The organism is Vibrio sp. 03-59-1 (assembly GCF_013114135.1).
In the GTDB taxonomy this organism is placed as follows: Bacteria; Pseudomonadota; Gammaproteobacteria; order Enterobacterales; family Vibrionaceae; genus Vibrio; species Vibrio cortegadensis.
Map to the genome: position 1 here is coordinate 1 of NZ_VTYA01000025.1, position 22365 is coordinate 22365.

The following is a 22365-nucleotide window of genomic DNA, read 5'->3' on the forward strand; positions in this document are numbered from 1 at the left end:
CTTTCGCTTTAAAAAGCGAAAACAAACAGTACGAAACTAGTGATTATCATCAACGAGTGCCCACACAGATTGATAGGTCTAAATTGTTAAAGAGCTTCTCTTCTAAGTCGCTAAGCTTCCTTTGAAGAGGTGGGCTATTCTAGCGAGATAAACGAGAGTGTCAAACACTTTTTCAAATTATCTTTTTAAGCTAGAAGCCTAACTGACATTGCGCTTGAACCCTTGTGGGCTCTGCCGTGTCAGTGAGGTCGCATTATAGAGATAACGATCACATTGGCAAGCTCTTTTTCATAAAAAATGTAAAAACAGAGCTTAAGCGTTTCATTTTCACTCAACGTGTTATTTATACTTATTTGTACCCACTAAAACACAAGTTACCCACAGAGTTGTTCTTTTTTGCAGCGCTACAGATATAAATAAAGCCGGAAATCCGACTTTATTTACTCGTGAATATGACAGCTAGTTAAATGCCAGAGCCATTTTGCTCTGAATTATCGTCATGAAGGCCACATTCTCTTTTTAATCCGAAAAATCGAGTCTCTTCCTCACTCATTCCTGGTTCCCACCTTTTAGATGTATGCGTATCTCCAACGGATAAATACCCCTCATCTCGCAAAGGATGGTAGCTAAGCTGATTCTCTTGCAAATAGTGGTGCACATCTTTATTAGTCCAATCAATCACTGGCAGAAATTTAAACACGCCATTTTGAACAGACAAGATGGGAAGATTTGCTCTTGAGCTAGACTGCTCTCTTCTCAAGCCTGAAAACCAAGTGCTAACTTCCAGTTCATCTAAAGCACGGCGCATAGGTTCAACTTTATTCAACTTATTATACTTCTCTAAGCCGTCTATACCTTGATCCCACAGTTGACCATATTTTGCTTCTTGCCAGTTAGGACTCTCATGTGCTCGATAGATATTTAAATTAAGAGTTAACTTTTCACTTAACTCATCAATAAAGCGGTATGTTTCAGGGAACAAATAACCCGTATCAGTTAAGACCACAGGAATATCTGGCTTAGCCTGTGTTGCAAGGTGAAGCATCACAGCAGCTTGGATACCAAAACTTGAGCTGACAATATGAATGCCTTCTAAATTTTCAAGCGCCCATACAATCCTTTCTTGAGCAGTTAATTTTTCTAACTCACCATTAATTTCACCAAGACGAAGTGTTTGTTCCACTTTAGTCAGAGGAATGAATTCAGCCAACGTTAATGGATGCGCAATAGAATCAATCATAAAAATCCCTCTTAGACACTTTCACTTCGGCTATGATCCCGCTGCGAATGGTGAAATCACCGAAAGCTTCGTTCTCATGTCTCTCTTTTTCCCAGCGGCCCACCAGCAGATCGATTTCCTCTAGAATCTGAGCATCTGTGATATTTTCTTTGTACATTTTCGGAACTCGCGTCCCCGCTTTATTACCACCAAGGTGTAAGTTATAACGATTAGGAGCCTTACCTACTAGACCGATTTCGGCCAACATTGCGCGACCACAACCATTCGGACACCCCGTGACGCGAAGAATGATATTTTCATCCTCTGGTAATCCATGCTTTTTAAGGATGCCTTCAACATCAGTAACAAATTGAGGAAGAAAACGTTCAGCTTCAGCCATTGCTAACGGGCAGGTTGGAAATGCTACGCATGCCATTGAGTTTTTACGTTGCTCAGAAGTACCATCATCAATCAGGCCATACTTACGAGCGATAGCGTCTATCTCCTCTTTTTGTTCCACAGGAACCCCTGCAACAATAAGATTTTGATTTGCGGTCATGCGGAAATCACCTTGGTGAATCTTCGCTATTTCGGCCACTCCGCTTTTTAAAGGTTTTCCCGGAAAATCCAGTAATCGACCATTTTCAATAAACAGAGCTAAATGATATTTCTCATCAATACCTTTTACCCAACCGATGCGATCACCACGCTCTGTAAATTCATACGCGCGACTTTGCTCAAACTGAATATCGGCTCTCTTTTCCACTTCAGCTTTAAATACATCAATGCCGACTCTATCTAATGTGTACTTCGTCTTTGCATTTTTACGATTTGAGCGGTTTCCCCAATCTCGTTGCGTGGTGACTACCGCGGCTGCAACATCTAACGTTTTCTCTAGAGGTATGAAGCCGAAATCATCCGCTTTACGTGGATAGGTAGACGTATCACCATGCGTCATCGCTAACCCACCACCAACTAACACATTAAACCCAACGAGCTTTCCTTCATCTGCAATCGCAACAAAGTTAAGATCATTAGCGTGAACATCTACATCATTCTGTGGCGGGATCACAACTGTGGTCTTAAATTTACGCGGCAAATAGTTGCTACCTAAAATAGGTTCTTCGTCTGTTGTTTCAAGCTTCTCGCCGTCTAACCAAATTTCAGCATAAGCACGTGTTTTCGGGAGTAAGTGCTCACTGATTTTTTTCGCCCACTCATAAGCCTCTTGATGTAATTCCGACTCTATCGGATTTGTCGTGCACAATACGTTTCGGTTTACATCGCCCGCCGTCGCAATTGAATCAATACCGATGCTGTTGAGAGTTTGGTGCATCAGTTTAATGTTTGGTTTTAAAACCCCATGAAATTGGAAAGTTTGACGCGTTGTTAATCGTAAGCTTCCATATGATGTATGCTCATCTGCAAATTTATCAATAGCAAGCCACTGCTTCGGAGTAATAATCCCTCCAGGCATACGAGCTCTCAGCATCACATTATGCAAAGGCTCTAACTTTTGCTTTGCTCGTTCCGCTCGGATATCTCGATCATCTTGCTGGTACATACCATGAAAGCGGATCAACTGAAAATTATCGGACGTAAAACCACCCGTAACTCTATCCTTCAAATCATGCTCAATGGTTCCTCGTAAGAACTGACTCTCTCGCTTCAAGCGCTCGTTATCAGCGAGTGGCCCAAGAACTTGGCCTAAGACTGACTGGTTACTTGTTTCATTCTTCGCACTCATTAATACACATCCCTTTGATAACGTTTTGCCTTGCGTAAATCACTTACATACTCTTCTGCTTGTTCCCGGCTAAGATTTCCTTGCTGTTGCGCGACAACAATTAAAGCGTCATGAACATCTTTAGCCATTCGGTTAGCATCGCCGCATACATATAGATAAGCCCCATCGCTTAGCCATTGCCAAACTTGCTCTGCTTGCTCAAGAATACGATGTTGAACGTACACTTTTTCATGCTGATCACGACTGAACGCCACGTCGAGTTGCGTCAATATTCCAGACTTCAAATACTTCTGCCATTCCACCTGATATAAGAAATCTTGCGTAAAAGTTCGATCTCCAAAGAAAAGCCAATTCTTACCTTCCGCTTCTCTGTTATCTCTTTCTTGAATAAAGCTACGGAAAGGAGCAATGCCAGTACCCGGCCCAATCATGATGATAGGAGCGGAGTCATCTTGAGGTAGTTTGAAGTTATTATTATTTTCGATAAAGACTTTAACTTCATCGCCTTCTTCTAATCGGTGAGAAAGAAAGCTAGAAGCACCACCAAAACGAGAATCATCACCTTTGAGATATTCAACAACACCTACAGTAAGATGAACCTCTTCTTCTACTTCAGACTGGCTTGATGCTATGGAATAAAGACGTGGAGTCAAACGGCGCAAAATATCACTGAGTTGAGCAGCCGATAGTTTGGTTTTCTTTTCACTAAGAACATCAATCACTTGAGTACTTGCTGCGTACTCGCGTAACTTGTCTTTATCTTCCACCAGCTTCTGCAATTTTTTGCTTCCAGAAAGCTCAGCATATTTGGTCACAAATTGTGGATTAGCTGACGTAATTTCGTACTTAGCTATTAAAGCACTGCGGATTGATAAGCTATCTCCATCCACCTCGATACTTTCAACCCCTGACAAACCTACTCGGCTTAGGATTTCATCGACAAGTTCTGCACTATTTTCAAACCAAACACCAAGAGCATCACCCGCTTGATAAGTCAGGCCAGAGTCTTCAAGATCGATTTCAATGTGGCGAACATCTTTACCAGAATCACGGCCTGTAATTTTTTGACTCGTCAATAGTGTCGCGGTATACGGGTTTTGCTTAGTGTACTGACTATGAGAAACAGCAGGCGTAACCGGTAACTGTACGACATCGGCATCATTAACGGATAAAGCATCTTTAACGTAATCCAGCGCTTCTTTTCGCCATTGCTGCACAGCGTTTTCATAGTCGACATCGCAGTCAATCCGTTCAATAAAAGGAGTGGCACCTTGTTTTGAAAGAAAAGCATCAAAGTCTTTGCCTGTTTGGCAGAAAAATTCATAACTCGAATCTCCTAGACCAATCACACCGTACTTTAAATTCGGTAACTTAGGCGCTTTCTTCGATTGTAAATATTCGTGCAACTCAATGGCATTATCCGGAGCCTCACCTTCACCGTTGGTGGAAGCAACGATGATGACATGCGTCTCTTTCGCTAAACTCTTAGCTTTATAGTCACTGGCATCAAAAAGAGTGGCAGTAATACCAAACGTTTTAGCCTCTTGAGCTAACGCTTCTGCTACACCTTTTGCATTCCCAGTTTGAGACGCATAAATAATAGTGAGCTTTCCCTCAGGCTTTGATGCAACACCAAGAGGTTGAGTATTAGAAGTAGATTCTGATGATTGGTCTTGGCTGACTCCCCAAAAATACCCACTTACCCATGCAAGTTGTTGTGGTGAAAGATTGGAAGTAGCTTGTTGAAGCTGACCTATTTGTTGATCATTTAATGGTGCTGCTAAAGTGGAAAGTCCCTTTAACAATACGTTCTCGTTAGACGACATAGTCACGACATCCCTATTCATTGCGTGACGATAGATTAACCACTCCTTTTAATAACAAGAAAGAATAGATAGGCATGTTTTATAACTTTTAGAATTAAGAAGCCGATAGTTAAGCTATTATTTAGGCTCAATACGGACTTGCTGAAAACCCACAGCCATAGCTGATTTCGACGCTAAATCCAGATTTTCATAATGGCACTCCTCACCATGAGAATCCGTGAGTAAAACAAAACCACCTTTTGCATGACGAAATTCAACAACCCAAGTCCCTTCTTCCGCTGAAGGTTCGATTATCGCTTCCACCAACTTATTATCCCGATACAGATATCTAAGCTCCGTTACCGTCATGGCACTCTCCTCTCAAAATAGAGCAATACACATCTATTAAGAATGGCTCAAACTGAGAATAGTGCTAAAAAAATTAAGATTTATCTAAATGGCAGATATAAAAAACGCCGCATAAAAGCGACGTTCCTTGAAATGTAAGTGTTATCAGCCATCCATAAGATTAAAATTCGACAGCGCCACCTAAGAACCACCCATCAACCAAGATAAACGACTTACCCAGATCAGAGGCAAAAACATCAGATTCTAAGTCAATAACTCGATAGCCACCTCTGAGCGCAATATCCGCGGCTTCTAGAGGAATTCGATATTGGACTCCGGCCATAATGTCAGCACTTTTGATGCCACTGCTATCACCAAACTCCATTTGACCAATAATGCTCAACTCTGTCTTAGGAACGTTGATTTCACCTTGGGCATACCAACTCCACGTAAATTCATCGAATTTTTCGGTATTGGCAGCAGGTGCGCCATTGACATAATGACTGTTCGAATACTGTGTAAATGTCATACCCGCATCAAAGTGTAATAAGTCATGCTCCATCAAACTGTAGTACAAGGTGTAGTCATATTTATCAAATGCCACATAATCTGCATCTATCGTTGTATAGCGAATACTTGCATTGGGAATCATTGGCAATTTATGTTCAAAAGCAAAGTAAAGAGAAGCCGAGGTTGAATCATCTCTTGTCACTTCATTCGCTTCTGTATTTCCCCACCACATGTCAGCACCGACTTTAGCTGAGTAAAAAGCATCATCAGCAAGAGCCGATGCACTTCCCAAAGCCAAGGTTAAGCCAGTTAATATAGTAAAGGTTGATTTATTCATCCGGTATAGCTCCCAATCTTTTCGCTATGTGGTTATATCAGTCTTAATCGATGAATAATAACATAACCTTTAGACAGAAAATGCCTTAACCGGAAACCTCACCCAAATTTAACGTGAACTATAGACATAATTTTTGAAAAACCACACTCCAAGGACAATAACAATGATCCAAGGAAGTAATTTAAAGACAACCCCTATCATCCCCAATAATGTCATCACAACAAAAGCGACCGCAGTTGCAGCAAAGACTGTCATCATGGTGAGCCCAGTCACTAGAAGTGTCGATATAAATACCAAAATAAAAATTAGTTCAAACATAGTCAGTTCCTCATGGTTTATGAGTTAACTAGAGCAGTATTCATACCAAGATTGAGCTTGCAATAAAAGCTTATATATCAGATAGATAAAAGCCAGAGTAACAATCACTCTGGCTTTTAAAATAAAAAATGGTCAAATTTACCACGTTAGTTGGTAAAAATTACACAATTACAGTTCACTCTGCATCTACACATTGAGCTCTTTAGGTATTTTGGCAAGAGCGGCTTCTACAACCTCAATTCCAGAACCTTTTTTATGTGCGTTTTCACTGATATAGCGGCGCCACTGTCTTGCTCCCGGCATACTTTGGAATAGCCCCAACATATGACGAGTAATATGGCCAAGGCTAGCACCTGCGGCCAACTCTTTTTCAATATATGGGAGCATTTCTTCTACCACCTGAGTTCGCTTTTTCACAGGTTGATCTAAACCAAAGATCTGCTGATCTACTTCCGCCAAAATATAAGGGCTTTGATACGCTTCTCGCCCAATCATGACACCATCTAAATGTTGTAAATGCTCTTTCGATTCTTCTAACGTCTTAATTCCACCATTAAGGGCAAGTACCAAATGCGGGAAATCTCTTTTTAGTTGATAGGCACGTTCGTAATCAAGAGGTGGGATCTCACGGTTCTCTTTTGGGCTCAACCCACTCAGCCACGCTTTTCTCGCATGAATCGTAAATTGTTCACAGCCCCCCTTCTCTGAGACAGTCGAGATGAAATCCGTTAAAAACTCATAAGAGTCATGGTCATCAATACCAATTCGAGTCTTCACCGTTACTGGAATATCAACCACATCCTTCATTGCCGCGACGCAGTCAGCCACTAACTGAGGTTCTGCCATCAAACATGCGCCAAAACGTCCATTTTGTACTCGGTCTGAAGGACAACCAACGTTTAAGCTCACTTCGTCATAGCCGCGTTCTTGAGCTAATTTCGCACAAGCGGCCAAATCTGTCGCATTTGAACCACCTAGCTGTAACGCGATTGGATGCTCTTGTTCGCTGTATGCTAGAAAATCACCTTTACCATGGATAATCGCGCCAGTCGTTACCATTTCTGTGTAGAGTAATGTTTGTTGTGATAATAAACGGTGAAAGTAACGGCAATGACGGTCAGTCCAATCGAGCATTGGAGCGACAGATAGCCTACATGCATGAGTCATGAGTCAAACATCCTAATTTACAGTAAAGTATTCTTTGTCGCTAAGCACGGCAAAAAGCAAAGTCGGCTATTGTAATCGTTACGCCTTTCTAGTTCTAGAATATCTTCTTCACTATCGCTTTCCTCGTAGATAAGATACCGTGTATAGCATTATCTTCATGCTATTTATTAGACAAACTGCGGGCTCTGGTAATAAAATTATTGGTTTCTCAACGATATTCGTTGAAAAATAGTTTATTATTAAGCAAGTCCAATTGTTATGGTGAAAATTTTGGACCTGACATTAATAGAACAAATACAAGATATATGCACAGTTAGGGGTGTACGACTGACTCCGCAGAGGAAAAGAGTGTTTGAACTTATCTGTTCTAATAAAAAAGCATCAAGTGCTTATGATTTATTAGAACAGCTAAAACAAAGCGAACCTCAAGCAAAACCTCCAACTGTTTATCGAGCTTTAGATTTTTTATTGGAACAAGGATTCATTCATAGAGTTGAATCAACCAATAGTTTTATTTCTTGCTGTTCATGCAATGCACACAAACATTTCTCCCAATTATTAATTTGTGATAAATGTGGCACGGTAAAAGAACTACAAGATGATACTATGACCGCCTTATTGGCAAAAAATGCAGAGAAACACGGTTTCCAACTCACTAATCATGTCATTGAATCTCATGGTGTTTGCCAACCTTGTTCCTCCAGAATGACAGAATAAGATAATAGAAGAACGTTATGCGCGCTGAATTTGTAAATCCGTTTTTAGCTTCATTGATGAATGTCCTAAAAACTATGGCTTCATTAGAATTGAAGCCGCAAAAACCAAGAGTAAAAAAGGACGAAATAGCCAGAGGTGATGTTTCTGGTCTTATTGGTATGATCGGTACGACAACTCGCGGTTCTATGTCGATTACTTTTGATGAAGGTTTAGCATTAGAAATAATGCAGAATATGCTTGGTGAAAGACCCAACGGCCTAAATGAAGAAGTGACTGATATGGTTGGTGAGATCACCAATATGGTTACTGGTGGTGCAAAACGTATTCTTGCTGAAAGTGGATTTGATTTTGATATGGCAACACCTGTTGTTGTATCAGGAAAAGGCCACACTATTCGTCATAAGTGCGAAGGCGCAATCATCATCATGCCATTTACCTCACAATGGGGAAATGCTTTCATTGAAATCTGCTTCGAATAGCGGGAAATAATGATAAGTGTAGAAAAGGTTGATGCTTTTGTATCAACCTTTTTTGTTGGCTGTTATAAACAAACAACAGTCAATAAAAAAGGCCAGTATCTCTACTGACCTCCTTTTAGTAACAATCTACTTATGCTTTAAATGCTTTAAACGCATTAATCAAACCATTAGTTGAACTGTCATGAGAATCTACGGCAGCTTCACTTTCTAGCTCAGGTAGAATTTGGTTTGCTAGCTGCTTACCAAGTTCAACACCCCATTGGTCGAAGCTAAAGATGTTCCAAATAACACCTTGTACGAAGATTTTATGTTCGTACATCGCAATTAGATTGCCTAGTGTTTTTGGTGTAATTTGCTTAACCAAGATAGAGTTAGTTGGGCGGTTACCTTCAAAAACTTTAAATGGTACTAAGTCTTTCATCTCTTCTGCTGTTTTACCTGCAGCGGCAAACTCAGCTTCAACCGTCTCTTTTGTCTTACCGAATGCAAGCGCTTCAGTTTGAGCAAAGAAGTTCGACATCAGTTTTTGATGATGATCACCAGCAGGATTGTGGCTTAATGCAGGAGCAATGAAGTCACAAGGGATCAATTTAGTCCCTTGGTGGATCAATTGGTAGAAAGCATGTTGACCATTTGTTCCAGGTTCGCCCCAAATAATTGGACCTGTTTGATATTCAACAACATCACCGTTACGATCAACCGACTTACCGTTAGATTCCATATTGCCTTGTTGGAAATATGCAGCGAAACGATGTAAATATTGGTCGTATGGGAGAATTGATTCAGATTCAGCGCCATGGAAGTTGTTGTACCATAGACCAATCAATGCCAATAACACAGGGACGTTATCTTCAAATGGCGTTTCAACAAAGTGATTATCCATTTCATGAGCACCTTCTAGTAGCTCAATAAAGTTATCGAAACCAACAGACAGTGAAATTGACAAGCCGATAGCTGACCATAAAGAGTAACGGCCACCGACCCAATCCCAGAATTCGAACATGTTATCTGTATCAATACCAAACTCAGCGACTGATGTTGCATTCGTTGATAAGGCAGCAAAGTGTTTTGCTACATGCGCTTGATCACCCGCAGACGCCAAGAACCAATCACGAGCACTGTGTGCATTCGTCATTGTTTCTTGAGTGGTAAAGGTTTTTGATGCAATCAGGAATAGCGTTGTTTCTGGATCGACTTTCTTCAACGTTTCAACAATATGAGTACCATCAACGTTAGAAACAAAGTGCATGTTCAAGCGTGTTTTATAAGGCGCTAGAGCCTCAGAAACCATGTAAGGGCCAAGATCTGAACCACCAATACCGATATTCACAACGTCTGTAATTGCTTTACCTGTATAACCTTTCCATTCACCCGAAACGATACGGTGCGTAAATAGCTCCATCTTAGCTAGCACTGCATGAATAGCAGGCATAACATCTTCGCCATTAACCATTACTGGCTTATCGCTGCGGTTACGTAATGCGGTGTGCAGAACAGAACGACCTTCAGTTTTATTGATCGCTTCACCACTGAACATCGCGTCAATTGCCGCTTTAAGTTCAGTTTCATTGGCCAAGGCAAATAGGTGCTTCAAAGTTTCTTGGTTAATTAAGTTTTTCGAGTAATCAACTAGAATATCAGAACCAAAGTTTGTAGAAAATTGTTCGAAACGTTGGCTATCTTGTGCAAATAAAGACTTAAGGTCCATATCTTGCGCTGATTCAAAGTGCGCAGTTAGAGCTTTCCAAGCTTGAGTTTGCGTTGGATTGATATTTTTCAACATGGTGTCTATCCCGATGTTACAGTGGTTTTTTATTCCTCTAACACAGCAATTGAAGTTCAATTACCGCACTTTTGGAATCCCCGATTTTAGCAAAGCATTAATCCTGCTCGCGTTCACAAACAATGAGCAACGCGGTCAGATTTTGTAATTTATTTTCAAAGTGCATTATGTCTTAGTGTCGTTACGCGCTCTTTGAGATAAGTCACGTTAACGTCTTAGTTTTTATTTTCACCCAACCTAACAACTATTATGCCGTATGATTCTATAGGTTGAATAGAAAGTTTATAATCAGACAAAGCAGGCTAACCTTAGCGTTATTGAACAAATTTACCAAGTAGATATTCATAACCAATGATTAAAGAGGGAAATATGTGGCAACAAAAAAACATTTCAATCACACCTAAAAGACGCGGTTTCCACCTGATCACTGGTGAAATTGAACAACAATTACTAGAAATAAACGAATTTTCCGTTGGTTTGTTACACCTATTTATACAACATACTTCTGCTAGCTTAACACTCAATGAAAATGCCGATCCGACAGTAAGAATAGATATGGAATCTCACTTCAACAAGTTTGTTCCAGAACGAGCGGCTTACTATCAGCATACTTATGAGGGAGATGATGATATGCCAGCACATATCAAAGCTTCACTACTTGGTAGTAGTGTTACAATTCCAATAAGTAATGGCAAACTTGCTCTAGGTACATGGCAAGGGATTGTATTAGGAGAGCATAGAGATCATGGTGGCACGAGACGTATCATTGCCACCATTCAAGGAGAATAAGATGAATTAAAAGGGCGCATTAATCATCAAAAAATCGAACTTAACTGTTTGATTTCCATTTACAGGCTGCATCATCGCTAAGGTAAGTCATCTCCACCCGAGAGGTGAGTTTTGTCACCAACTCATAGGCAATGGTTCCTATGTGGCTCGCGACCTCTTCAGAAGGAAGTTGGCTTCCCCACAAAATAGCCTCATCACCAACGCGATCTTTTGCATCAGGCCCGAGATCAACGGTTAACATATCCATAGACACTCGACCAGCAATAGGGACTCGTCTTCCATTGACCATTACAGGTGTTCCGTTTGGTGCCGTGCGTGGATAACCATCGCCGTAGCCAATTGCAATAACACCAACTTTGGTATCGCGTTCGCTACGCCAAGTCCCGCCATAACCCACGGTTTCACCCGCTTTAACATCACGAACCGCAATAAGGTGCGATTTCAACGTCATAACAGGTCGATAATTGAGATCTTCAGCGGTCTTATCAGAGAAAGGAGAAACGCCATACATAATAATGCCGGGACGAACCCACTCTAACTGGCTTTGCTCCCACGCTAACAAACCTGCCGATGCCGCTAAGGAACGCTCACCAGCGCAGCCATTGGTTAACGAGAGAAAGAGTTCAATTTGCTCTGCGGTATCCGATTTATCCAATTCATCTGCACAACCAAAATGACTCATATAACGCAGAGGCTGAGCGACATTTTTACACGCATGCAGACGTTCAATGAACTCTTGATACTCTTCAGGACGAACGCCTAATCGGTGCATGCCCGTATCAATTTTAACCCAGACGACAACTGGTGTTTCAAGCTCCGCATTTTCTAATGCCACCAACTGCTCTTCACAGTGCACAACCGTCTGAATATTGTTAGTGACTAAAATAGGAAGATCACCAGAAGAGTAAAAACCTTCAAGCAACAAGATAGGCTTAACAATGCCACCCGCTCTTAATTGAAGGGCTTCTTCTATTCGAGCAACACCGAAAGCATCCGCCCCTTGAGCGTGTTTTGCCACTCGCAGTAACCCATGCCCATATCCATTCGCTTTCACCACCGCCATGATCTTACTATCAGGAGCTTGAGCCTTAACTAACTCTAAATTGTGCTTCAGTGCATCTAAGTCGACGGTGGCCGTGGCGGCCTTCATATAGCTCATAACGTATTCTTACTCGTCATCGAAATCAAAGGCAGGTCCCGCATAATTATCAAAGCGAGAGAATTGTCCTTGGAAAGTTAATCGCACTGAACCAATCGGGCCATTACGCTGTTTACCTAATATAATCTCGGCAGTGCCTTTATAATTACTATCAGGATGGTAAACCTCATCACGATAAATAAACATAATCAAATCGGCATCTTGCTCGATGGCACCAGATTCACGTAAATCGGAGTTAATTGGTCGTTTATCCGCTCGTTGCTCTAGGGAACGGTTAAGCTGAGAAAGCGCAACAACAGGCACATTCAACTCTTTTGCCAATGCTTTAAGAGAGCGTGATATCTCTGAAATTTCTAATGTACGGTTATCTTGCATGCCAGGGACTCGCATCAACTGCAAGTAATCGACCATAATCATGCTTAAACCGCCAGATTCACGCGCAATACGACGTGCTCGTGAACGCAATTCCGTAGGTGTTAACCCTGAACTATCATCGATGTACATATTCTTCTTCTGCATAAGAATACCCATCGTAGATGAGATCCTCGCCCAGTCTTCATCATCAAGTTGACCGGTACGAATTTTGGTTTGATCGACACGAGAAAGAGATGCAAGCATACGCATCATTAGCTGTTCAGCAGGCATCTCTAAAGAGAAAATGAGCACAGGTTTATCTTGGTCCATCGCTGCATTTTCACATAAATTCATCGCAAAGGTCGTTTTACCCATCGATGGACGAGCCGCGACAATAATAAGATCAGAACCTTGCAAGCCTGCGGTTTTCTTATTCAAATCATTGAAACCAGTATTAACACCAGTCACACCATCTTGAGGTGTCTTGTATAGAATCTCAATTCTTTCTAGCGTTTTCTCTAGAATGTTATCAACATTCTGAGGGCCTTCATTTTCACTGGTTCGATCTTCAGCAATCGCAAAAACTTTACTCTCAGCCAAATCAAGCAGATCTTCAGATGAACGACCTTGAGGATCATAACCAGCATCCGCAATCTCATTCGCAACACCGATCAAGTTACGAACTAACGCCCGCTCTGCAACTATATCGGCATAAGCATTGATATTGGCAGCACTTGGGGTGTTTTTTACCAAGTCAGCAAGGTAAGCAAAACCACCCACATCATCGAGTTGTTCTCTTAACTCCAAGAATTCGGAAAGCGTGATCAGATCGAGTGGCTTACTATCATCCAGAATGGCTTTTACAGCTTCAAAAATCAGGCGGTGTGGTCGACTATAAAAATCTTTATTTAAGACTTTTTCTGCCACGGTATCCCAACGCTCATTGTCCAGTAACAATCCACCTATAACAGATTGCTCAGCTTCCAATGAATGCGGAGGCACTTTGATCGCCTCAACTTGGGTATCTACGGGTTTTCGATTTCTGGTATCAACCATGACTACGCTCAGTAACTTGATAATGACCGCCATTATAGCGAAGAACCATGATTTGTAATCTAGTTCGATTAACTTTGTTTTTATCTCATGGAAAATTTACGTTTTGCTGACCTAGTACATATGGGATACTTTTACCATACGCATATTCAGACCATCAATATAGAGATATTCAGTGTCAAAAATTATCCTTCTCAGCGCGGGGCTGATCGTATCCCCTATGGTTTATGCTGAAGAGATCACGGCTACCGACATTGAAATCCCATCCCCTCTTAGTAGCGAAGTCGAGTTTGGCTATCAATCACATACAGGTAATTCTGATTCACAATCTCTTAATGCTCGTTTAAGTGGCGAGTATACCGAAGGTAGGCATAGAACCCATGGCGAATGGAAGTATTACATGCTCTACAAAGATGGGGAGGAAGATAAGCGCCAATCCACCTATAGCTTACAAAGCGACTATAAGTTAAGTCCAAAGACATACTTGTACGGTAGCCTCAAAGGGGTTGATTCAAAATACACGGCATACTTTAAAGATTACACTCTCTCAAGTGGATTTGGTTTCCAGTTTTCTAATACCGATTTATTTAAATTAGAGTTAGAAGTTGGTCCTGGTTTCCGCTACCAAGAGCCAAATTTAGATGAGATCGATGATGATGACATTATATTTCCTGACATCGTCCAAGAAGGCATCTTTCGTGGGAATCTCAATGCCGCTTGGCAGCCATTAAAAACGCTCAACCTTGCTGGTGATATCACCGTGGTTACGGGAAGGAGTAATACTCGAACGGATACAGAGATCAGTGCGACTAACAATATCACTGACGATATTGCGTTAAAGCTGGCGTACTCTAGACAATACCACGATAAGGTGCCGAATGGATTGCATAAGTCAGACAGCATTTTTTCTGTCAACCTACTATTTGTCTTTTAAGCACTCCCAACCGCTAGCAAATTATTTTCTTTAGACATAAAAAAACACCAGCCGAAGCTGGTGTTTTTATTATAGATTGATGCTGAAATTAAGCAGCAGCAACTACTTGTAGTTTCACAGTAGCAAAAACTTCAGAATGAAGTTGGATGCTTACTTCGAACTCACCTACGTTACGTAGAGCGCCTTCAGGAAGACGTACTTCGCTCTTAGCAATTGCAACACCAGCCGCTGTTACAGCGTCTGCGATGTCACGAGTACCGATAGAGCCAAATAGTTTACCTTCGTCACCAGCTTTAGATTCAATAACAACTGCTTCTAGAGCGTTAACGCTTTCTGCACGAGCTTGACAAGCAGCTAGTTGCTCAGCAACTTTAGCTTCTAGTTCAGCGCGGCGAGTTTCAAACATTTCAACGTTAGCTTTAGTTGCCATAACTACTTTACCCTGTGGGATAAGGAAGTTACGAGCGTAACCAGATTTAACGTTTACTTGGTCGCCAAGGTTGCCTAGGTTACCGATTTTATCAAGTAGAATAACTTGCATTATCTTAGTCCTCTTAACTAATTTAAACTAATACCAATTTACTGATGTTTGTCAGTGTATGGTAGAAGAGCAACGTAACGAGAACGCTTGATAGCGCGAGCTAGTTGACGCTGATATTTAGCGCTAGTACCAGTGATACGGCTAGGTACAATTTTACCAGCTTCAGTGATGTAGTTTTTTAGAGTTGCTACGTCTTTGTAGTCAATCTCTTGTACGCCTTCTGCAGTAAAACGGCAGAATTTACGACGACGGAAGAAACGAGCCATGGGCTATCTCCTGATCTTAAATTTGAGTAATGTTATCGGCATGCAACACTAATTTACCAACGCCATTTCGGCCGGTTTGATAAGCAACGAAGCCACTTACCTTAATGTTACTACCTAAAACTAATTCTTGAGTTAATGCTTGCGACCTTTGCCCACTAATGACTACCGGCATACGACAAAAAACTTGTCTCGGTAGGTTAGCTTCTAACACTGTTGAGCGATGTTCTAGCCAAAATCGGCAATGAGCAACACCCGCAGGGCTAAGGCTTCGAATAGGATCTTTAACGACAGAGCCGCTGAGTTCCATTCGATTGGTCATACAATCAATTACTCAGCTGCTGCTTCTGGCTTTGCTTCTGGCTTAGCTTCTGTACGCTCTTCACGACGAGGAGCACGCTCTGCACGCTCTTCTTTTTGCTTAAGCATAATAGATTGCTCAGTCACAGCGCCTTTAGTGCGCATGATCATGTTACGTAGAACTGCATCGTTAAAACGGAAAGCAGTTTCTAGCTCGTCCATCACTTCTTGACCAGCTTCAACGTTCATAAGAACGTAGTGAGCTTTGTGAAGTTTGTTGATTGGGTAAGCCATTTGACGGCGGCCCCAGTCTTCTAGACGGTGGACAGTACCACCAGCTTCAGTGATTGAACCAGTGTAACGTTCGATCATGCCAGCAACTTGCTCGCTTTGATCAGGGTGAACCATGAATACGATTTCATAATGACGCATTTGGTTGCTCCTTACGGATTATTAGCTTCCACGAAAGGCTCGGTCGTCCAGGGGAAGCAAGGAACTAAAGAAAAATGACCGAGTTTTAAGGACGGCAAATATTATAGAAAGAACCGGATATTGGCAAGCGGTATTTGGCTAATAATGAAACAGTTTTTCTTTTGCCATCTAGCCATCCGATAAAGCCACATATTCTCTCTTTTTAGCCTGAAAAAAAAACGTCCACCAATAATGATGAACGTTAATAAATTCAAACAGTTAAAGACACACTAAATCATTACTGGGTCAAGCGTTGTCTTACCGCTTCAAACAAACAAATACCAGACGCTACAGAGACATTCAAACTAGAAACACTACCTGCCATTGGGATCTTAATCAGATCATCACATGTTTCACGAGTTAGACGGCGCATACCATCGCCTTCTGCCCCCATAACAATCGCAAGTGGCCCTGTTAATTTAGCTTGATAAACGTCATGTGTCGCTTCTCCAGCCGTGCCTACAAACCATACACCCTGCTCTTGCAGCGCTCTCATCGTACGCGCCAAATTAGTCACACGAACAAGAGGTACCGTTTCAGCAGCACCACAGGCAACTTTACTTACGGTCGCCGTTAATGGTGAAGATCGATCCTTTGGTACGATTACAGCAGCGACACCCGCCGCATCAGCATTACGTAAACAAGCACCTAAATTATGAGGATCCGTCACACCGTCAAGCACAAGCAATAAAGGCTGTTCATTGCTTGCCAAAATCGCATCCAAGTCATTTTCATTCAGCTGTTTTGCGGCTTTAACACGCGCAATAATACCTTGGTGGTTCGCGCCATTTGATTTCTCGTCAAGAGGCTTGCGACCCATTTGCTGAATTGAAATGCCATATTGCTGCAATTGGTTTAGCAAAGGCATCAAACGCTCATCTTGGCGGCCTTTTAAAACATAGGCCTCAATGAAGCGTGCAGGATCTTTCTCTAATACCGCTTTCACGGCGTGAATGCCGTAAATAAATTCGTTACTCATCGTCTACCTTGTCAGCGTTATTTCTTTTGTTCATGTTTTTTCTTGGCACGAGCTTTACTCGCGCCTGTACGAGATTTCTTCTTGCGGGGTTTATCATTTTGTTCCCCTTTAGGCGCAGAACCTTTTTTACGTCCACCTTCAGCACTTTCACCTTCATTGCGGCTATCAGGTCGCTTAGTTGGTTCAACAAGCGGAGTAGCTTTAGCTCCTGGCTTACGGTTCTTAACACCTTGTTTTTTACTCTTCGCTTTTCTTTGAGCTTCTGCCGCGCGTTTTTTCGCCGTTTTGCCTTCACCGCGTAGCTTACGACTAGTTTCTACTAATTCAAAGTCAATTTGACGATCATCCAGATTTACCGCTTTGACTTTAACTTTAACGGCATCACCAAGACGATAGATATTACCGAAGCTCTCACCAATTAATCGCTGCCCTACCGCATCAAATTGGTAGTAGTCATTCGCAAGAGAAGAGATATGAACCAAGCCATCAATATGCAGTTCACTCAAACGAACGAAGAAGCCAAAACCGGTTACATTAGCAATAACACCATCAAGCACATCACCGACATGATCTTGCATGTATTCACATTTTAGCCAATCGTTCACTTCACGTGTTGCATCATCGGCTCGGCGCTCTGTCATCGAGCACTGTTCACCGTAAAAATCCATATCGTCAAATGAATAGTGATAACCACCCGTCGGTGTCCAGCGATCGGTATTTCTTCCTTCTTGCTTGGCAATGAGGTACTTAATTGCACGGTGTAACAACAAGTCTGGGTAGCGACGAATTGGAGAAGTAAAGTGCGCGTAACGTTTGAGAGCTAAACCAAAGTGCCCTGCGTTATCAGCGTTATACACCGCCTGCTTCATTGAGCGAAGCAGCATAGTTTGAATCAACTCTTTATCTTGACGCTCACCAATTTGTTTCATTAGGTGTGCATAATCTGTTGGAGAAGGTTGTAATCCACCACCCAAGTTTAAGCCTAGCTCCCCAAGGAAGTCTCTAAAGCCAACCAGACGCTCTTCACCCGGAGATTCATGAACACGATACAGTGCCGCTTCTTTCGCTTTCTCAACCAATGACGCAGAGGCGATATTCGCTAAAATCATGCACTCTTCAATAAGCTTATGCGCATCGTTTCGAATCACAGGTTCAATACGATCAATTTTACGCTCTGCGTTGAAGATGAATTTGGTTTCAACCGTTTCAAACTCAATAGCCCCACGCTCATCACGAGTTTGCTTCAGTATCTTGTACATCTTATGCAGTTCTTCAAGATGTGGCACTTCAGGCTTATAACGTTCACGCAGCTCTTCATCCCCATCGAGAATGGCACCCACTTTGTTGTAAGTCAGGCGAGCGTGAGAGTTCATAACCGCTTCGTAATGTTTGTAGCCGGAAAGCTTACCGGTTGAAGAAATCGTCATTTCGCAAACCATACATAAACGGTCTACTTGTGGATTGAGTGAACACAATCCGTTTGATAATACCTCAGGTAGCATCGGCACAACTTGAGATGGGAAATAGACTGAGTTACCACGGTTGATCGCTTCTTTGTCGAGTGCGGTATCAGTACGAACATAATAACTTACATCCGCGATCGCTACCCATAAGCGCCAACCACCGCCTTTTTTGGCTTCACAATAGACAGCATCATCAAAGTCTCGCGCGTCTTCACCATCAATGGTTACTAATGGCAATTCACGCAGGTCAACACGTCCTTTCTTCGCTTCTTCAGGAACTTCTTCACCTAAGTTCTCAACCTGCTTTTCAACTTCCACAGGCCAAACGTTTGGAATTTGATGAGTACGGATTGCAATTTGCGTTTCCATACCCGGAGCCATATTTTCACCAAGAACTTCAATTACTTTACCCATCATGCCTCGCGAACGAGTGCCACGATCAGTCAGCTCAATCACCACCACGTTCCCCATTCGAGCGCCGCCTTTATGCTCATTTGGGATCAGAATATCTTGGCTGATTCGTGAATCATCGGTAACCACAAACGAGTGCCCGTATTCAAAAAAGAAACGTCCGACAAGTGGCGTTTTTCTCTCTTCTAGCACTCGAACTAAGCGCCCTTCTTTGCGCCCTCGCTTATCCGTTCCTGATGGCTGAATAAGCACTAAATCGCCATGAATGATGTGGCGCATTTGGTGGTGTGGAAGCAAGATATCATTATCTTTTCCTACGCTACCTTCAGGTCGAACCCAGCCAAAACCATCTTTGTGCCCAATAACATAACCTTTCGTCAATTCGAGCTTTTCAGGCAGTGCATAACACTGGCGACGAGTGAAAATCAATTGACCATCACGCTCCATCGCGCGTAACCGGCGGCGTAACCCTTCGTACTGCTCTTCACCTGTCAGACCTAATGCTTCAAATAGATCATTACGATTCATTGGTACATTAGCTGTGGTTAAAAAGTCAGTAATAAATTCACGACTTGGAACTGGGTTTTCATATTTTTGAGATTCACGATCTGCAAAGGGATCGGCATTCTTTTTTTCTGGTGTTTGTTTTGACATAGGCAGGCCTGCTTAAGCAAGGAAGGTATACGGCTTAGTATATCTGACTAAGGAGATAAGCTACAGATTTGCTTTAATAATAGAAGGAATTAGCCTTGAAAAAACATAACATTTCACTTTGTTAAATATACTTTCATATCCTTTGCTTAAGATCTCATCTTGATGAAATTGACAAGGCAATCGATTGCAGAAATACCAGATTAGCCTATTATCAAACGCGACTCTCCCCACCTGTTCCAAAGGTATTTATATGACAATTAAACGAACACTTCTTGCAACGGCTATCGCGAGCTTTGGCTTGTTTTCAACTTCTTCTTTTGCCACCGAAAAAGCTGATCTTATGATCACTGACGCGATGGTATTAACCATGAATCAAGATAAAGCGGTCTATGACAATGGCACAATTGTTGTAAAAGATAACAAAATTATCGCTGTTGGTGATGCTACTTTAGCGAAGGAATATCAAGCAAAGCAAACACTTGATGTCGATGGTGATATTGTCATGCCAGGTCTAATTAATACCCATACGCATGTTTCTATGACGGTATTTCGCTCACTTGCTGATGACGTGCCAGATCGCCTTCACCGCTACATTTTCCCTCTAGAAGCAAAGCTTGTTTCTCGTGACATGGTGCGTATTGGTGCAAATCTTGGCAATGTTGAAATGGTCAAAGGTGGTGTAACGACTTACGCTGACATGTACTACTTTGAAGATGAAGTAGCAAAAACCGTTGATACTATCGGTATGCGTGCCGTACTGGGTGAAACCGTGATTAAATTTCCGGTAGCCGATGCAGCTAATGCGGAAGAAGGCATCCAATACGCGCTGAACTTTATTGAAGAGTACAAAGATCATCCGCGTATTACCCCAGCATTTGCCCCACACGCACCCTATACCAATACCACTGAGATTCTACAAAAAGTAGCAAAACTATCTCTTGAGCACGACGTACCGGTAATGATCCACCTTGCAGAGTCACATCGTGAAGAAGAGAAAATTGCCAAGCGTTCAGACGGTCTATCACCTGTCGCTTACATGGACAGCATCGGTGCACTCAATAAGAACTTAGTCGGCGCTCACATGATCTTAGTCGATGATGCGGATATTGAACTGGTTAAAAAATCGGATATGGGTGTCGCGCACAACATGAGTGCCAACATCAAATCAGCAAAAGGGGTATCACCGGCGCTGAAAATGTATGACCAAGATGTTCGTATCGGTCTAGGTACTGATGGCCCTATGTCTGGCAACACATTAAGTACCATTGATGAGTTTAACCAAGTCGCCAAAGTACATAAGCTCGTAAACAAAGACCGAGCTGCAATGCCACCAATTAAAGTCATTGATATGGCAACAATGGGCGCAGCTAAAGCACTGCACATGGAAGACAAAATAGGCTCATTAGAAGTTGGCAAACTGGCCGATATTATTGTTATCGACACCAAAGCGCCGAATATGGTTCCAGTCTATAACCCTTACTCAGCTCTGGTTTACTCAGCAAACTCTGCAAATGTTCGCCACTCTATCGTTGCAGGTAAAGTCATCATGAAAGACAGAGAAATGCTAACGGTTGATGAGACGAAGATCCGTGAAGAAGCTTTAGCATTTACTGAAATTGTACGTAAGACGGTGATTGAGTCGGGCGAGACAGTTCAATAAGACTCTGATACTTTTTTATTAAATAAGTAAAACAAAACAGCCCTTATACTCACTATAAGGGCTGTTTTCATTTGAGTGCAGTTATCAATAATTTTTGAATTTATATCTATCTACCAGAACACGTCACGGCGCTTGGCTCTGGCGATAATATTTTGCGGCATTCTCAGCTCTAAACCTTGTCGCAACACCGAGATACGGCTGTGCTGTCGCTTATCTGCCGTTGCTGAGTTATACAGCCAGCGATAAGCATCTTCATAATCGAGTGGACTGCCATAATCACGTAACAACAGTTCAGCGAGATGAATGCGGGCATTCAAGTTCCCCATAGAAGCCGCTTCACGTAAATATGGAATCGCACGTTCTTTATCTTGCTGTACTAATGTACCACGAGAGTAATAACGGCCGAGTTGCTCTAGCGCAGCGGGTAACCCTTGATGCGCAGCGTTTTCCATATAATACAGACCAAGTTCAACATCTTGCTCAACGCACACCCCCCAAGCCAGCATATCACCATACAAAAACTCGTATGATGGCAGGTTGATTCGAGTTGCACGAGCCACAATATCTTCCACGATCTGGCAGTTATCAGCTTTTACTCGCTCTAAATGTCGATTATCTTCAATTAATTTGATCAGTTCGGCTTCAGTATAAATTGGGATAGGCTCCCCAACCTCAGCCAAATTTGCATGACTCAAGGGAGAGCTCAGCGCCAACATTAATGAAGCCGCTACTATTCGTAGCTTCATACCTGCACTCTTTTATTCGTATCAGTAAAACTCCATATCCACGCACAAGCAATGCTCTGCGTTTATATAGGCTTGATAAGATTATCGGCAATCTAGCGGATCTCTTTAGGGAATTATTGCCGTTTATAGGCAATATCTTGCCAGACAGTGAACAAAAG

At 42.1% G+C, this 22365-nt stretch carries 22 protein-coding genes; 5 read left to right on the top strand and 17 right to left on the bottom strand.

The window, feature by feature from the left end; translation table 11 throughout:
• Window positions 1-463: 463 nt before the first annotated feature.
• The 7 genes from F0249_RS18230 to dusA form a co-directional block, all read right to left on the bottom strand.
• Window positions 464-1240, bottom strand: coding sequence for a phosphoadenylyl-sulfate reductase (locus tag F0249_RS18230; protein WP_017051406.1), 777 nt, complete (start codon window positions 1238-1240; stop codon window positions 464-466).
• Entirely contained in the window at window positions 1233-2966 is a 1734-nt protein-coding gene (cysI, locus tag F0249_RS18235) for an assimilatory sulfite reductase (NADPH) hemoprotein subunit (RefSeq protein WP_113796859.1), read from the bottom strand. The genes F0249_RS18230 and cysI overlap by 8 nt, the downstream gene beginning before the upstream one ends.
• A complete protein-coding gene (locus F0249_RS18240; protein ID WP_171757419.1) occupies window positions 2966-4792 on the bottom strand; it encodes an assimilatory sulfite reductase (NADPH) flavoprotein subunit in 1827 nt (608 codons plus the stop codon). The genes cysI and F0249_RS18240 overlap by 1 nt, the downstream gene beginning before the upstream one ends.
• A gap of 117 nt (window positions 4793-4909) precedes the next feature.
• Entirely contained in the window at window positions 4910-5140 is a 231-nt protein-coding gene (locus F0249_RS18245; protein WP_113796855.1) for a hypothetical protein, read from the bottom strand.
• 160 nt (window positions 5141-5300) lie between these two features.
• A complete protein-coding gene (locus F0249_RS18250) occupies window positions 5301-5966 on the bottom strand; it encodes a TIGR04219 family outer membrane beta-barrel protein (protein ID WP_017051402.1) in 666 nt (221 codons plus the stop codon).
• Between the two features lie 108 nt (window positions 5967-6074).
• Window positions 6075-6284: an envelope stress response protein PspG gene (pspG, locus tag F0249_RS18255; RefSeq protein ID WP_017051401.1), complete on the bottom strand. Its 210-nt coding sequence runs from the start codon at window positions 6282-6284 to the stop codon at window positions 6075-6077.
• 186 nt (window positions 6285-6470) lie between these two features.
• Window positions 6471-7451 (bottom strand): tRNA dihydrouridine(20/20a) synthase DusA, encoded by a 981-nt coding sequence (gene dusA / locus F0249_RS18260; protein ID WP_171757420.1) that lies wholly within the window; start codon window positions 7449-7451, stop codon window positions 6471-6473.
• Window positions 7452-7709: 258 nt separating this feature from the next.
• Between dusA and zur the strand changes: the two genes are divergently transcribed.
• Window positions 7710-8168, top strand: a complete 459-nt coding sequence (zur, locus tag F0249_RS18265) for a zinc uptake transcriptional repressor Zur (RefSeq protein WP_029203235.1) — start codon at window positions 7710-7712, stop codon at window positions 8166-8168.
• A 17-nt stretch (window positions 8169-8185) separates the two neighbouring features.
• A complete protein-coding gene (locus F0249_RS18270) occupies window positions 8186-8647 on the top strand; it encodes a chemotaxis protein CheX (RefSeq protein WP_017051398.1) in 462 nt (153 codons plus the stop codon).
• Window positions 8648-8777: 130 nt separating this feature from the next.
• Here F0249_RS18270 and pgi read toward each other — a convergent pair whose 3' ends face one another.
• Window positions 8778-10430 (bottom strand): glucose-6-phosphate isomerase, encoded by a 1653-nt coding sequence (gene pgi / locus F0249_RS18275; protein WP_171757421.1) that lies wholly within the window; start codon window positions 10428-10430, stop codon window positions 8778-8780.
• A gap of 369 nt (window positions 10431-10799) precedes the next feature.
• Between pgi and F0249_RS18280 the strand changes: the two genes are divergently transcribed.
• Window positions 10800-11219 (top strand): secondary thiamine-phosphate synthase enzyme YjbQ, encoded by a 420-nt coding sequence (locus tag F0249_RS18280; protein ID WP_017051395.1) that lies wholly within the window; start codon window positions 10800-10802, stop codon window positions 11217-11219.
• A gap of 40 nt (window positions 11220-11259) precedes the next feature.
• On the opposite strand, the gene alr is transcribed toward F0249_RS18280, so the two are convergent.
• Window positions 11260-12378 carry an alanine racemase gene (gene alr, locus F0249_RS18285; protein ID WP_017051394.1) on the bottom strand — a complete coding sequence of 373 codons (1119 nt, stop codon included), beginning with the start codon at window positions 12376-12378 and terminating at the stop codon, window positions 11260-11262.
• Between the two features lie 9 nt (window positions 12379-12387).
• On the bottom strand, window positions 12388-13788 hold the full coding sequence (locus F0249_RS18290; RefSeq protein WP_029203234.1) for a replicative DNA helicase: 1401 nt from the start codon (window positions 13786-13788) through the stop codon (window positions 12388-12390).
• Window positions 13789-13960: 172 nt separating this feature from the next.
• Here F0249_RS18290 and F0249_RS18295 point away from each other — a divergent pair, with 172 nt between their 5' ends.
• A complete protein-coding gene (locus F0249_RS18295) occupies window positions 13961-14719 on the top strand; it encodes a DUF481 domain-containing protein (protein ID WP_171757422.1) in 759 nt (252 codons plus the stop codon).
• An 88-nt stretch (window positions 14720-14807) separates the two neighbouring features.
• On the opposite strand, the gene rplI is transcribed toward F0249_RS18295, so the two are convergent.
• The 6 genes from rplI to rnr all read right to left on the bottom strand — a co-directional run bounded on the left by rplI (window position 14808) and on the right by rnr (window position 19801).
• Window positions 14808-15260: a 50S ribosomal protein L9 gene (gene rplI, locus F0249_RS18300; RefSeq protein ID WP_017051391.1), complete on the bottom strand. Its 453-nt coding sequence runs from the start codon at window positions 15258-15260 to the stop codon at window positions 14808-14810.
• Window positions 15261-15298: 38 nt separating this feature from the next.
• The gene (gene rpsR / locus F0249_RS18305; protein WP_017051390.1) at window positions 15299-15526 is read right to left on the bottom strand and encodes a 30S ribosomal protein S18; all 228 of its coding nucleotides are present in this window, start codon (window positions 15524-15526) and stop codon (window positions 15299-15301) included.
• Window positions 15527-15542: 16 nt separating this feature from the next.
• Window positions 15543-15845 carry a primosomal replication protein N gene (priB, locus tag F0249_RS18310; protein WP_029203233.1) on the bottom strand — a complete coding sequence of 101 codons (303 nt, stop codon included), beginning with the start codon at window positions 15843-15845 and terminating at the stop codon, window positions 15543-15545.
• Between the two features lie 8 nt (window positions 15846-15853).
• Entirely contained in the window at window positions 15854-16255 is a 402-nt protein-coding gene (gene rpsF / locus F0249_RS18315; protein ID WP_017051388.1) for a 30S ribosomal protein S6, read from the bottom strand.
• A gap of 277 nt (window positions 16256-16532) precedes the next feature.
• The gene (gene rlmB / locus F0249_RS18320; RefSeq protein ID WP_171757423.1) at window positions 16533-17273 is read right to left on the bottom strand and encodes a 23S rRNA (guanosine(2251)-2'-O)-methyltransferase RlmB; all 741 of its coding nucleotides are present in this window, start codon (window positions 17271-17273) and stop codon (window positions 16533-16535) included.
• Window positions 17274-17290: 17 nt separating this feature from the next.
• Window positions 17291-19801, bottom strand: a complete 2511-nt coding sequence (rnr, locus tag F0249_RS18325; protein WP_171757424.1) for a ribonuclease R — start codon at window positions 19799-19801, stop codon at window positions 17291-17293.
• A gap of 250 nt (window positions 19802-20051) precedes the next feature.
• On the opposite strand from rnr, the gene F0249_RS18330 reads away from it, so the two are divergent.
• On the top strand, window positions 20052-21461 hold the full coding sequence (locus F0249_RS18330) for an amidohydrolase (protein ID WP_017051385.1): 1410 nt from the start codon (window positions 20052-20054) through the stop codon (window positions 21459-21461).
• A gap of 110 nt (window positions 21462-21571) precedes the next feature.
• Here the strand turns inward: F0249_RS18330 and F0249_RS18335 are convergent, their stop codons facing one another.
• A complete protein-coding gene (locus tag F0249_RS18335) occupies window positions 21572-22207 on the bottom strand; it encodes a tetratricopeptide repeat protein (protein ID WP_113796841.1) in 636 nt (211 codons plus the stop codon).
• Between the last annotated feature and the right edge of the window lie 158 nt (window positions 22208-22365).

What these genes read in the sequence shown, in the direction of transcription:
- F0249_RS18230 (WP_017051406.1), bottom strand. Translation starts at nt 1,240, where the DNA reads ATGATTGATTCTATTGCGCATCCATTAACGTTGGCTGAATTCATTCCT.
- cysI (WP_113796859.1), bottom strand. Translation starts at nt 2,966, where the DNA reads ATGAGTGCGAAGAATGAAACAAGTAACCAGTCAGTCTTAGGCCAAGTT.
- F0249_RS18240 (WP_171757419.1), bottom strand. Translation starts at nt 4,792, where the DNA reads ATGTCGTCTAACGAGAACGTATTGTTAAAGGGACTTTCCACTTTAGCA.
- F0249_RS18245 (WP_113796855.1), bottom strand. Translation starts at nt 5,140, where the DNA reads ATGACGGTAACGGAGCTTAGATATCTGTATCGGGATAATAAGTTGGTG.
- F0249_RS18250 (WP_017051402.1), bottom strand. Translation starts at nt 5,966, where the DNA reads ATGAATAAATCAACCTTTACTATATTAACTGGCTTAACCTTGGCTTTG.
- pspG (WP_017051401.1), bottom strand. Translation starts at nt 6,284, where the DNA reads ATGTTTGAACTAATTTTTATTTTGGTATTTATATCGACACTTCTAGTG.
- dusA (WP_171757420.1), bottom strand. Translation starts at nt 7,451, where the DNA reads ATGACTCATGCATGTAGGCTATCTGTCGCTCCAATGCTCGATTGGACT.
- zur (WP_029203235.1), top strand. Translation starts at nt 7,710, where the DNA reads ATGGTGAAAATTTTGGACCTGACATTAATAGAACAAATACAAGATATA.
- F0249_RS18270 (WP_017051398.1), top strand. Translation starts at nt 8,186, where the DNA reads ATGCGCGCTGAATTTGTAAATCCGTTTTTAGCTTCATTGATGAATGTC.
- pgi (WP_171757421.1), bottom strand. Translation starts at nt 10,430, where the DNA reads ATGTTGAAAAATATCAATCCAACGCAAACTCAAGCTTGGAAAGCTCTA.
- F0249_RS18280 (WP_017051395.1), top strand. Translation starts at nt 10,800, where the DNA reads ATGTGGCAACAAAAAAACATTTCAATCACACCTAAAAGACGCGGTTTC.
- alr (WP_017051394.1), bottom strand. Translation starts at nt 12,378, where the DNA reads ATGAGCTATATGAAGGCCGCCACGGCCACCGTCGACTTAGATGCACTG.
- F0249_RS18290 (WP_029203234.1), bottom strand. Translation starts at nt 13,788, where the DNA reads ATGGTTGATACCAGAAATCGAAAACCCGTAGATACCCAAGTTGAGGCG.
- rplI (WP_017051391.1), bottom strand. Translation starts at nt 15,260, where the DNA reads ATGCAAGTTATTCTACTTGATAAAATCGGTAACCTAGGCAACCTTGGC.
- rpsR (WP_017051390.1), bottom strand. Translation starts at nt 15,526, where the DNA reads ATGGCTCGTTTCTTCCGTCGTCGTAAATTCTGCCGTTTTACTGCAGAA.
- priB (WP_029203233.1), bottom strand. Translation starts at nt 15,845, where the DNA reads ATGACCAATCGAATGGAACTCAGCGGCTCTGTCGTTAAAGATCCTATT.
- rpsF (WP_017051388.1), bottom strand. Translation starts at nt 16,255, where the DNA reads ATGCGTCATTATGAAATCGTATTCATGGTTCACCCTGATCAAAGCGAG.
- rlmB (WP_171757423.1), bottom strand. Translation starts at nt 17,273, where the DNA reads ATGAGTAACGAATTTATTTACGGCATTCACGCCGTGAAAGCGGTATTA.
- rnr (WP_171757424.1), bottom strand. Translation starts at nt 19,801, where the DNA reads ATGTCAAAACAAACACCAGAAAAAAAGAATGCCGATCCCTTTGCAGAT.
- F0249_RS18330 (WP_017051385.1), top strand. Translation starts at nt 20,052, where the DNA reads ATGACAATTAAACGAACACTTCTTGCAACGGCTATCGCGAGCTTTGGC.
- F0249_RS18335 (WP_113796841.1), bottom strand. Translation starts at nt 22,207, where the DNA reads ATGAAGCTACGAATAGTAGCGGCTTCATTAATGTTGGCGCTGAGCTCT.